Raw genomic sequence first — 10,959 nt, 5'->3', positions numbered from 1 at the left:
TGCGAAACCAATTGGTTTCGCAGCCCTGTTCCTATCGGTCGAGGCGCAAAGATCAGCGTTGCTCGCCGATCACCCGCTGCACATGGCGCGAAGCCAGTGGCGACAGCAGCGTATGCAGGTCCTTGAACAGCGCTTCAGCCTTCAACGCGTTCCAATCCTCCGGGAGCAGCTCGGCCGGCAGCCCGGGATCGGAATAGGGGAATCGGCGCCACTGGGTAAGCAGGACCAGATGGTCCGCGAAGCCCTGGGCATCGATCTCAGGGCTGTGCTGCGTGCCGGCGCGTTCCTTCCAGAATTCCAACCGTCCCTGGTTCTCCTTCAGGAATTCGGAGTACATAGCTTCCAGGGTCCCTAAATCCCACCAGGAATCCAGGTTCTCGCGCAGCTGCGCGCCGCCGATGTGCTCGGCCAGGAAGAACTCGAAGTACTTGTCCAGGCCGTGCCGGGCGAAGTAGGCCAAGGCAGGATCCTTGGCATGTTCCGGTGCAATCCAGAGCCCGGGGACCACCGAACCGAAACCCATGCGCACCAGGGAGGAACGGATCTTGTGCCGGATGTTGCGCTGGGTTTCGGGGACCGTGAAGGTTGCCAGCAGCCAGCGGTCTTCGGCCGTTGCGCGGCGTGGATGGAAAATCCGCTCGTCGCCTTCGGCAAAGGTGGTCAGCACCGATTCGGACAACGAGTATCCGTTGCGACCGCGGACTTGCACGCTTTCGATGATGCCGCGCTTCTTCAATCGGGAAATCGAGGAACGAGTGCCTGCAGGCTCGACTCCCACGTCCTGCATCAGGGATATGATTGCCGCCACCTGCAAGGCGCCGCCGTGCTGGCGGGCATGCATGCCGAAAAGCGAAACGATCAGCTGGTGGTGGCGGGGCATGGAGAGCTCTGCTGCACCGACGTGTGGTTTTGCCTGTGCTGTCATGGAACAATCTCCGTTCGCTGCTGGTGTTTCAATTCTAGAGCTAACCTTCGGTGGAAGGTCCCGGCGGCAGTCTGCTACCCCAGGTGCTTGTCGTAGAACTCGCGCAGCTGGACGCTCTTCTGCTTGGCGATATCATCCCATTCGTCGATCGACGCCGAATCATCCGCGTAATCGGAAGGGATCTTGAAGATCTGCAGCGGCACGTTGAAGCGTTGGCAGATGCTTGCGTAGGCGTAGCCTTCCATATCGACCAACGAAGCGCCCAAGGACTTGATGTGGATACGCTGTTCGTCATTCGAGACGAACACATCGCCGGTAGCCATGGTGACCTGGAAATCAGGAAGCAGGATTGGACCGGTAGGGTCCACATCTACCGAGGGCAGCGGGAAATCATGCTGGATCAGTTTGGTGATCTGGTAAATGGTGTCCAAGCTCGGACGGTCTTCACCGGCATGGCCAACAACGCCAGCGGTGCCAAGCACGACGACGTTTTCGATGTTGCCTTCAGCAAGCGCGCCAGCCAAGGCTACCGACGCATTGACCTTGCCAACACCGGAAATCAGGTGCTCGACATCTGCAAAGGCTACGGCTTCGTCTGCATGCGCAAAGACGAGCAAGGACTTCTGGTCCGACATGAACTTCCCCTCTAAAGAAATCAGTTCGGGGATTGCTGCCCCGAACGTCCTAAGAAGTCTATCGGTTACCTCCCGCGATATACTCTCGATTCGCCAGACGGTGAGCAGATAGACTTTGCCTATGAGTGATATTGAACTTGCTGAAGTTGAAAGCTTTGCACTGGACCACACCAAGGTCAAGGCGCCGTATGTGCGCAAGATCGGGGTTGAGCACGGTCCCAAGGGAGACGCCATCTCCAACTACGACATCCGATTAGTACAGCCAAACCACGGTGAGATTCCCACGGCAGGTTTGCACACCATCGAGCACACCATGGCTGGTCTGCTGCGTACCCGCATCGATGGCCTGATCGATTTCTCGCCATTTGGCTGCCGCACCGGCTTCCATATGATCTTGTGGGGCGAGCCAACCCCAGAGGTCGTCGCCGCCGCCATCAAGAGTTCGCTGGAAGATATCGCGGAGAAGGTTACCTGGGAAGATGTTCCAGGAACCGAAGCCGTAAGCTGTGGCAACTACCGCGACCATTCCCTGCACTCTGCTCGCGAGTGGGCCAAGGTCGTCTTGGAGCAGGGCATCAGCCTTGATGCGTTCGATCGTTCCAAGCTTGCCTGAGCAATAGCTTGAGATCTGGAAATCCCGTGTGTTCCGTTTGGAACGTGCGGGATTTTCTTGCTTTGTTGTCCCTTCGCCGAAAGGAAATGATGGCCGCCGATTCGCCAACTTGCAGGATCCCGTCGGTAGCATGGAGACTATGCGCAGAGTTCACTTCTTAGCTGCAGCACTGCGCGCCGTGGCATTAGCTATCAGCGGATGCGAGAATTTCGATGCGGCTAGGACATCTAATATCGGCGAGGAATGCCAGTCGGCAATTCAAAAGCAGAACGAAGCCTGGTCTGATCATGAAACGCCGCAAATTAAGATTAGCGAAGCAGAGAAAATGGCGCTCAATGCTTGCAAGAACCTCGATGAGTGGAGCACTGCCGTCTCCTATAATCCCGGATCAATGGGATATCCGGAATTGAGCACAGAAAATGCAGCGAACACTGTTTATCTAGCCTGCGCTTCAAGTGACCCAGGACGGCAGACCCCAGTGTGCGCTGACGCCGAGAAACGCGGATATCTCGACGCAACTTAGCCCACCAACCGAGCTAGTGAGTATTGCCGCAGTCGCGGTCCGATCGCGTAATTTCCCAGAATGTGATGGCTCCGTCACCACTGAGCTATTGCTTTCAAACCGCGGTTCTATGGGAGAATGAAAGACAGTGTACTTAGCTTGAAATGGCTATTCTCGACGACTTAAGGACGTATATTCGTGGCCATGATTCCATTGCCGTTGCATTCGGTGGAGACCACGCAGTTTTCTCCGATTGACCCGGCGGACCCGACGTTGGTCCACCGAGGCGAAGGCGGCTCTGAAGTCCGGCGCAGCATCCTGCCCGGTGGCGTACGAGTCCTGACAGAAGCGATGCCCGGACAGCGGTCCACCACAGTGGGCTTCTGGGTACCGGTCGGTTCCCGCGACGAGGAATCAGGGCACTTCGGCTCCACGCACTTCCTGGAGCACCTGCTGTTCAAGGGCACTGCCAAGCGCACTGCCTTGGAAATCGCCCAGTCCTTCGATGCCGTGGGCGGCGAATCAAACGCAGCCACCGCCAAGGAATCGACCTGCTATTACGCCCGCGTCCTGGACACGGAGCTGCCAATGGCCCTTGAGGTCATCGCCGACATGGTTACCTCTGCAGTTATCGACCCGCAGGAATTGGAACAGGAACGCGGGGTGATCATCGAAGAGCTGGCCATGGATGCAGATGACGCGATGGATGTCGCCCACGAGCGGTTCGTTGCCAATGTCTTGGGCGATCACCCATTGGGACGTCCCATTGGAGGAACTCCTGAAGAGATCATGGAGATCTCCCGCGAGGCAGTCATGGAGCACTATCGTGCGCACTACCGCCCAAGCGAGTTGATTGTTACTGCCGCCGGATCCCTGGAGCACGACAAGCTGTGCGAGCTGCTTCTCAAGGCGCTGACCGAAGCAGGCTGGGAACTGGACCCGATGGCTGTGCCAGAACCACGCCGCATGGGTGAACCAGCGCAGATCACTTCGAAGGCCGGGCTGGAAGTAATCAACCGTCCGGGCGAGCAAGCCAACATCATCATGGGATGCTCCGGCATCACCGGACATGATGACCGCCGTCAGGTTCTCGCAGTGCTGAACGCTGTTCTCGGCGGCGGCATGAGCTCAAGGTTGTTCCAGGAAATTCGCGAGAAGCGTGGACTGGTGTACTCGACCTACTCCTTCTCCGCCGCCTACACCGATGCCGGCTACTTTGGCATGTACGCGGGCTGCGCCCCGGCTAAGGCTGCTCAGGTTATCGGGCTGCTGGGGGCCGAGCTTGATCGGTTGGCCAAGGACGGCATCACCGAAACTGAATTGGCGCAGGCCAAGGGCCAGCTATCTGGTGGAACGGTGCTGGCTCTGGAGGATCCAGGAAGCCGCATGTCCCGTTTGGGCCGGGCAGAAATGATTACCGGAGAATTCCAGGACATCGACGAAGCACTGTCTCGCGTCAATGCCGTCACGGCCCAGGAAGTTCAGGATCTGGCCCAGGAACTGGCCTCCAAGGATCGAGTGATCACCGTGGTGGGACCGTTTGAAAGTGAAGCCGACTTGGGCCTCTAGAGCTGGGTGCCGTGCCCCTGGAATCGAATCCGAGGATTTCGGTTCCAGGAGCATAACCGTTTTCTCTTGGTCATGCCGCGGCATCTACTAGCGCTGCAAGCTCGGGCGCATGAGAGAAATTGAACCCATGCGCACCCTGATGCATGACGGTGAGCTTGGCTTGCGGTGTTCTTGCGACCAGGCGAAGACCGAACTCGGGTGGAGACAGCGGATCCCGGGTGCCGCACACGACATCAATCGGGCAGTGCACCGTACGGAGCAAATCAACGGTGGAGTAGTCCAGCATCTGGGCGCAGCTTTTGGCCCACCACGGGATGCCGCAGCGCAAGTAATCGACGAGCAATATTGCCTTCACCGAGTTCAACTCGTGCGGGAAATCTTCAAAGAGCCGGCGGGCCTGCCTGAACAGCGTCGCTTCACGGTCGTTGACCGCAGGAGCCGCAATGACCAGGTGCTTGACCAGATCCGGCCACGCGCGAGCTAGCTCAATGGAAACCTGCGCGCCCATGGAATGCCCGAGGACGATAGCGTTCTCAACCTTCAGCTCGCGCAACGCCAATGCTACTTCGTGCGCGAAACGCGGTACGGTCACCGGGCGGCCATCATCCAGATTCTTGCCGTGGCCTGGAAGCTCGGGAACGATCACTCGATACTTCTTAGCCAAGATGTTGGCCAGCGGAGTGAAATAGCGGCTGGATGCTCCGAGACCATGAATCAGCACCACGTCGGGGCCATGGCCCGCGACACGAACCGAAAGCCTGGTCCTGAGGGATTCGGGCAATTGCCCAAAATAATCGTGGCGCACGCCAGCCTTTCATCGTGCGAAAAGTGCGCACACACTATCGGTAGGGAAAATCGGCACGCTCACCTGAAATGGCGAGACAGGCAAATAGGAATTAACCGCCCGCCCCGGTCGAATGCTGGGTAATAGCGGAACGAAGGTCTTCCGGGAAGAGCTCCTTCACGCCTTCCTCGTACTTGGAACCGTCATCTGGACGGCGCAGTTCCTGCCCGTCAATGCGGAATGGGAAGGCATCTGCCTGGGCAGCGGTGTCCGCCGCGTCCTGGCTATCGGGTGCGCAAGTAGCCCAGCCGTAGGTAGTGGAGTCCTCGATACGGAAAACCTCAACCTGGCAAGTCGGCGAATCGATGACCGTTCCCTGTTCTTGGACGACATCAATAATAGTTGCTCGCTCGTCATCGGAGAGGGTAATCGGTTCATCGCCTGAACCGCAGGAAGTGATTGCAAAGGCCGCGACAAGCGTTGCGCCGATGCCGAAACCAAAGCGCTTAATTTTATGACCCATGGCCCTGCTTACTACTTGGAGACTCCTGACACATATTTTTCCCCTATTTGCTAGGCAAAACAAGTTGGGCTGGCCGTAGGGAGCAAGCAGAAGCAAATATCTGGGAACTCGCCTCAGGGTATTCGCTGCAAAACTCGCGTGGGATCACGTAATCGTTGGCAAGGCAGGTGCCTGCAGGGCGATAGGCTTAAGCCCATGAGTGCACAGATCAAGGTGGCCGTGCTCGGCGCGGCCGGACGAATGGGCTCGGAAGCGGTCAAGGCCGTAACTGAGGCTGCAGACATGGAATTGGTAGCAAGCTTGGGAAGAGGCGACGATTTGTCGCAGATCCTTGAAGCCGGAGCAACGCACATCGTTGACCTTTCTGTGCCGGCATCCACCGAGGCCAATGTGCATTTTGCCGTCGAGAACGGGCTTCATGCAGTGGTTGGCACCACTGGCTGGGATGATGATCGCCGCGCGAATTTGGAAGGGCTGCTGGGCAAGCATCCGCAGGCAGGTGTGCTGATTGCGCCCAACTTCGCCCTGGGCTCGGTGCTCGCCAGCGCTTTCGCGGCTACGGCCGCCAAGTACTTCGAATCCGTAGAGATCATTGAGCTGCACCATCCGAATAAGGTGGACGCGCCTAGCGGCACCGCGGTGCGTACCGCTGAACTGATCGCGAAGTCGCGTGAAGCCGCTGGAGTCCCCGCGAGCCCGGACGCTACCGAGACCCAGCTCGATGGCGCCCGTGGCGCAGTCGTCGATGGAATCAACGTTCATTCGGTACGCCTGCGCGGCCTCGTAGCCCACCAGGAAGTGCTCTTTGGCGGCCCGGGGGAGCAGTTCACCTTGCGCCATGATTCCTTCGACCGTGCCTCGTTCATGCCAGGCGTTCTCCTGGGCCTGCGTACTGTTGGCTCCCGCCCGGGCCTGACCTATGGCCTTGATGGCTTCCTGGAGCTGGGCCAGTGAAAACGAAACTTTGGGTAGGCGGCATTCTGCTGCTGTTCGCGCTGTACATTGGAATGACCTTCACCCAGGCGATCCGTCTGCTGAAAACCGGGGAACTGGTCGCGCAGGTCATGGGCATTGCAATCCTGGTTATTCCTGCACTGTGCGTCTGGATCCTCATTCGCGAGGTGCTCTTCGGGCTGCGCACTGAGAAAATGGGCAAGTCCTTGGCCGCCTCAGGTGAGCTGCCAGAGGATCTTCCCCGCATGCCGTCGGGACGTTTCCTCCGTTCGGCCGCCGACGCTGATTTCCCTATCCATCAGCAGGATGTGGAAGAGAACCCGGAATCATGGAAATCCTGGTACCGTCTGGCACTGGCGTATGAAGCCTGCGGTGACAAGCCGCGCGCCCGCAAATCCATGCGTACTGCGATCGAATTCTGGCGAGCAGACCAGAAGGTCAGCCAGTAATTGCATAAAACAGCATCATGATGATGGCCCGGACTCACGAGAGTCCGGGTCATCGCTCTAGAACTTGCCCTTCGTTTCGGGGGTGCTGTCGGCTCCGCTAAACACCCGGACGCCATATTCCAAAGGGCCAGAGGCCTTGCTGAAGCCAAGCCAAATTCCGAAGACGGCCGTCGTTGCACAGAGAACCCACCAAATGGCCATTGGGTCCAAGTGGTCTTTCAGCGCCGGCAGCAAGATGATGTGCCCTGCATACAGGGTCAGCGGGGCCCGGCCGGCGCCGGCCAGAATCCGGCCGAGCGCACCCAGCCGACCAATGATCAGCTGGAACAGGCCGATGATAGCGACAGCGCAGGCGGCGTTGTGCAGCGTTGAGAGCGAAGAATTGCTGTGACCGGTCGGCAGCCAGAGATAGGCTGGATTGTCCAGGAACGGATCCAGATTGGCGCCCGGCAAACGCCCGGTGGTGATCATTGTGGGAACGAGGGATAACTCCAGGCCCAGTTCACGGGCTATGAGCCCGGCATTTTGCATGCTCACCGAATGGCCCACCCATTGGGTTGCCGCCGCGATAATCGAACCGCCCAATGCAAGCAGGCTCGCAGTCCTCGTGCTGTGCAGGTTGCATCTTGCGATGGCTATTCCAAGAAGGCCGAAACCGAACCAGACCATCAATGGGTAGTATCCGGTGACCGTTAGATCCTTGAGGAGCAGTTGCGGGGTGAGAATGTCGCCGAAGCTCGGATTATGGCCCAGCGAGTCCGCAATCCAGTTGCTGGCCAGCGGTCGCCAAAGAACCGGCATAAGCAGCAGCCAAAGGGCCGAGACTACCCAAATGGTTATTCTCGACAGCTTCAGCGCCAGTGGAAGCAATAGAAACAGTAGCCCATAGTGGACAAGAATGACCGCGATGGCTTCATTTACTGACCCAATTGCCATTCCGAGCACGGCAATAATTAATGCTCTCAGCACAAGGACTGAGTAAACCTTAGGGTGGGAAAAGCCCTTTCGAGCCAAGGATTTCGAGAGCAGAACCAGGGATAAACCCGCGAGCACCATGAACAGGACAGATGCTCGGCCGGAGGCGAAAGTCCCGGTAAATGTTGGGGAGTAGGCGGGTGCGCCACTGGTTCCATAGAGCGCGAAAACGTGCGCGGCGAACATCCCGAGGATGGCGGCAAGCCGTGCCGCGTCCACCCCCAGCAACCGCTGGGAACTACCCAAATCGTTCATGGAATCATCGCACCACGAATTGCGCGGGGGATGCCATTGCAACATGCGCGAGTGTAGATTTAATGCCATGGCTACAAGTGCAATTGATAATCAGGCATACCCGTTCGGTACCGTGCTGACCGCTATGGTCACGCCCTTCGATGAAGCGGGTGAAGTCGATTACGCGATGGCTGCCAAACTGGCAACGAAGCTGGTTGATGATGGCTGCGACGGACTGGTCGTCACCGGCACCACCGGCGAGACCTCGACCCTGACCGATGAAGAGAACATCGAGATGTTCCGTACCGTCGCCGAGGCGGTGGGGGACCGTGCCGCAGTGCTGGCCGGTTCCACTACCAACGACACCCGCCACTCCATCAAGCTCTCGCTGGCTGCCAAGGAAGCGGGCGTAGACGGTGTGCTGTTGACCACCCCCTACTACAACAAGCCAAGCCAGGCTGGCGTCATCGCCCACGTCAAGGCCATCGCCGAAGCCGTTGAACTGCCCATCATGCTCTACGACATCCCGGGACGCACCGGCATCGCGCTGGCGCCCGAGACCATCATTGAACTGTCCAGGATTCCTCAGGTCATTGCGCTGAAGGATGCCAAGGCGGATTACCAGTCCACCACCACCGTGCTGGCCACAACCGATCTGCACGTGTACTCCGGCGACGATGGGCTGACTTTGCCGCTGATGGCAGCAGGTGCTGTCGGCGTGGTTTCGGTCACCGCTCACGTTGCGGCCGCTAAGTACCGTACGCTTGTTAATGCAATGCATGCAGGAGATCTGGCGACTGCACGCACCACACACTTTGAGCTGGACGCGATCCAGCGCGGCATCATGGGCCACATTCAGGGCGCCGTGGCCGCAAAATATGGACTTCACTGGCAGGGTGTCCTGCCGAACACCGTCGTCCGACTGCCGCTGTTGGCACCGTCGGACGCAGAGCTCGATGCCATCCGCGCGGACCTACGTGAAGGTGGATGGGATCTGTAACGAAAGGGACTAACCACATATGACTGAGAGTTCAGTAGGCAAGGCTGACGCTGCGCGTATGCAGACTCCGGCGAAGCTGAAGAAGGGAACAATGCGAATTGTTCCCCTCGGCGGCTTGGGCGAGGTCGGCCGAAACATGACCGTTTTCGAACTCAACGGGAAACTGTTGATCATCGACTGCGGCGTGCTCTTCCCCGAGGAGCACCAGCCTGGCGTGGATCTGATCCTGCCAGACTTCTCCTACATCAAGGACCGCTTGGACGACGTGGTGGGCCTCGTGCTGACCCACGGCCACGAGGACCACATCGGTGCTGTTCCGTACCTGTTGCGCCTGCGCGAAGACATCCCTTTGTACGGGTCGAAGCTGACCCTGGCCTTCGTCGAAGCAAAGCTGGCAGAACACCGCATCAAGGCCAACACCAATATCGTGGTGGAGGGCGAGATCGCGCAGGTTGGCAACTTCGAATGCGAGTTCGTAGCTGTGAACCACTCGATCCCGGATGCCTTGGCTGTATTCCTGCGCACCGAAGCCGGTACCGTGCTGCACACCGGCGACTTCAAGATGGACCAGCTGCCACTTGACGGCCGCATCACCGACCTGCGCCACTTCGCGCGCCTGGGCGAGGAAGGCGTGGACTTGTTCCTGCCGGACTCCACCAACGCCGAAGTTCCGGGCTTCACCGTTGCCGAACGCGAAATCGGCCCGGTACTCGAGGCAAAGTTCGCGCGCGCCCGACGCCGCATCATCGTCGCTTCGTTCTCCTCGCACGTCCACCGCGTGCAGCAGGTTCTGGACGCCGCAGCGGTGCACGGCCGCAAGGTGGCCTTCATCGGCCGCTCGATGGTGCGCAACATGGGCATCGCCGAACGCTTGGGCTACCTCGAAGTGCCACAGGGCGTCCTGGTCGACCTGAAGCAGATCGATTCGCTGCCAGACCACAAGGTCGTGCTGATGTCCACCGGTTCGCAGGGCGAGCCGATGGCTGCACTGTCCCGCATGGCCAACGGCGAGCACAAGGTCCAGATCAACCCGGGCGACACCGTCATCCTGGCCTCCAGCCTGATCCCGGGCAACGAGAACTCGGTCTTCCGCGTGATCAACGGCCTGATGCGCTTGGGCGCCGAGGTCATCCACAAGGGCATGGCCAAGGTCCACGTTTCCGGTCACGCATCGGCTGGCGAATTGCTCTACTGCTACAACATCCTGCGCCCGAAGAACGTGCTTCCGGTGCACGGCGAAACCCGCCACCTGATTGCCAACGGCCGCCTGGCCGCGCAGGCCGGTGTCCCGGAGGACAACGTGCTGCTGGCAGACGACGGCTCGGTCATCGACATGAAGGACGGCGTTGCAAAGCTCGTTGGCCAGGTCGAATGCGGCTACGTCTACGTTGACGGTTCCAAGGTCGGCACCATCACCGATGATGACCTGAAGGACCGCGTCACCCTGGGTGAAGAAGGCTTCATCTCGGTCATCACCGTGATCAACCGCCAGAACGGTACGATCATCTCCGGCCCGGACATCCACGCACGTGGTGTAGCCGAAGAGGACTCGGTCTTCAACGAGATCAAGCCGAAGATCGCAGCTGCGATTATGGAAGCGGTGGGCAACAACCCGAACCACTCCACGCACCAGCTGCAGCAGATCACGCGCCGCGTGATCGGCTCGTGGGTTTCGCGCAAGCTGCGTCGCCGCCCAATGATCGTTCCTGTAGTGCTCGAAGCCTAGGCTTCCAAAAAATATTGCCTCGAACCAATTAAGGGGCGGGGTCTAACGGTCGTCGCAACACCCTGAACAA

Annotated in this window: 12 protein-coding genes; 7 read left to right on the top strand and 5 right to left on the bottom strand. The window is 59.1% G+C overall.

Annotation, left to right across the window (positions count from 1 at the left end):
* Positions 1 to 52 precede the first annotated feature (52 nt).
* A complete protein-coding gene (locus ACNPM8_RS12455) occupies positions 53 to 925 on the bottom strand; it encodes a PaaX family transcriptional regulator C-terminal domain-containing protein (RefSeq protein WP_434691455.1) in 873 nt (290 codons plus the stop codon).
* A 74-nt stretch (positions 926 to 999) separates the two neighbouring features.
* Complete coding sequence (locus ACNPM8_RS12450) at positions 1,000 to 1,560, bottom strand: phosphorylase family protein (protein ID WP_434691454.1); 561 nt, start codon at positions 1,558 to 1,560, stop codon at positions 1,000 to 1,002.
* A 121-nt stretch (positions 1,561 to 1,681) separates the two neighbouring features.
* On the opposite strand from ACNPM8_RS12450, the gene ACNPM8_RS12445 reads away from it, so the two are divergent.
* The 3 genes from ACNPM8_RS12445 to ACNPM8_RS12435 all read left to right on the top strand — a co-directional run bounded on the left by ACNPM8_RS12445 (position 1,682) and on the right by ACNPM8_RS12435 (position 4,244).
* The gene (locus tag ACNPM8_RS12445; RefSeq protein ID WP_105661860.1) at positions 1,682 to 2,173 is read left to right on the top strand and encodes an S-ribosylhomocysteine lyase; all 492 of its coding nucleotides are present in this window, start codon (positions 1,682 to 1,684) and stop codon (positions 2,171 to 2,173) included.
* 28 nt (positions 2,174 to 2,201) lie between these two features.
* Positions 2,202 to 2,696, top strand: coding sequence for a hypothetical protein (locus tag ACNPM8_RS12440; RefSeq protein ID WP_146112930.1), 495 nt, complete (start codon positions 2,202 to 2,204; stop codon positions 2,694 to 2,696).
* 177 nt (positions 2,697 to 2,873) lie between these two features.
* Positions 2,874 to 4,244 carry a M16 family metallopeptidase gene (locus ACNPM8_RS12435; protein ID WP_332487865.1) on the top strand — a complete coding sequence of 457 codons (1,371 nt, stop codon included), beginning with the start codon at positions 2,874 to 2,876 and terminating at the stop codon, positions 4,242 to 4,244.
* Positions 4,245 to 4,314: 70 nt separating this feature from the next.
* On the opposite strand, the gene ACNPM8_RS12430 is transcribed toward ACNPM8_RS12435, so the two are convergent.
* Both ACNPM8_RS12430 and ACNPM8_RS12425 read right to left on the bottom strand, forming a co-directional pair.
* Entirely contained in the window at positions 4,315 to 5,025 is a 711-nt protein-coding gene (locus ACNPM8_RS12430; protein ID WP_434691451.1) for an alpha/beta fold hydrolase, read from the bottom strand.
* 115 nt (positions 5,026 to 5,140) lie between these two features.
* Entirely contained in the window at positions 5,141 to 5,551 is a 411-nt protein-coding gene (locus tag ACNPM8_RS12425) for a hypothetical protein (protein WP_434691448.1), read from the bottom strand.
* 195 nt (positions 5,552 to 5,746) lie between these two features.
* Between ACNPM8_RS12425 and dapB the strand changes: the two genes are divergently transcribed.
* Together dapB and ACNPM8_RS12415 are read left to right on the top strand one after the other, a co-directional pair.
* Positions 5,747 to 6,505: a 4-hydroxy-tetrahydrodipicolinate reductase gene (gene dapB, locus ACNPM8_RS12420; RefSeq protein ID WP_105658191.1), complete on the top strand. Its 759-nt coding sequence runs from the start codon at positions 5,747 to 5,749 to the stop codon at positions 6,503 to 6,505.
* Complete coding sequence (locus ACNPM8_RS12415; RefSeq protein ID WP_133832973.1) at positions 6,502 to 6,954, top strand: tetratricopeptide repeat protein; 453 nt, start codon at positions 6,502 to 6,504, stop codon at positions 6,952 to 6,954. Before dapB ends, ACNPM8_RS12415 begins: the two co-directional genes overlap by 4 nt.
* A gap of 57 nt (positions 6,955 to 7,011) precedes the next feature.
* Here ACNPM8_RS12415 and ACNPM8_RS12410 read toward each other — a convergent pair whose 3' ends face one another.
* Positions 7,012 to 8,184 carry a heparan-alpha-glucosaminide N-acetyltransferase domain-containing protein gene (locus ACNPM8_RS12410; RefSeq protein WP_448939939.1) on the bottom strand — a complete coding sequence of 391 codons (1,173 nt, stop codon included), beginning with the start codon at positions 8,182 to 8,184 and terminating at the stop codon, positions 7,012 to 7,014.
* A 67-nt stretch (positions 8,185 to 8,251) separates the two neighbouring features.
* Here ACNPM8_RS12410 and dapA point away from each other — a divergent pair, with 67 nt between their 5' ends.
* Positions 8,252 to 9,163 carry a 4-hydroxy-tetrahydrodipicolinate synthase gene (gene dapA / locus ACNPM8_RS12405; RefSeq protein WP_400342829.1) on the top strand — a complete coding sequence of 304 codons (912 nt, stop codon included), beginning with the start codon at positions 8,252 to 8,254 and terminating at the stop codon, positions 9,161 to 9,163.
* Positions 9,164 to 9,182: 19 nt separating this feature from the next.
* Positions 9,183 to 10,889, top strand: a complete 1,707-nt coding sequence (locus ACNPM8_RS12400; RefSeq protein ID WP_105658187.1) for a ribonuclease J — start codon at positions 9,183 to 9,185, stop codon at positions 10,887 to 10,889.
* The last annotated feature ends 70 nt before the right edge of the window (positions 10,890 to 10,959 follow it).

Source organism: Glutamicibacter sp. AGC46, from assembly GCF_053543715.1.
This window is presented reverse-complemented; position numbering and strand designations above follow the sequence as displayed.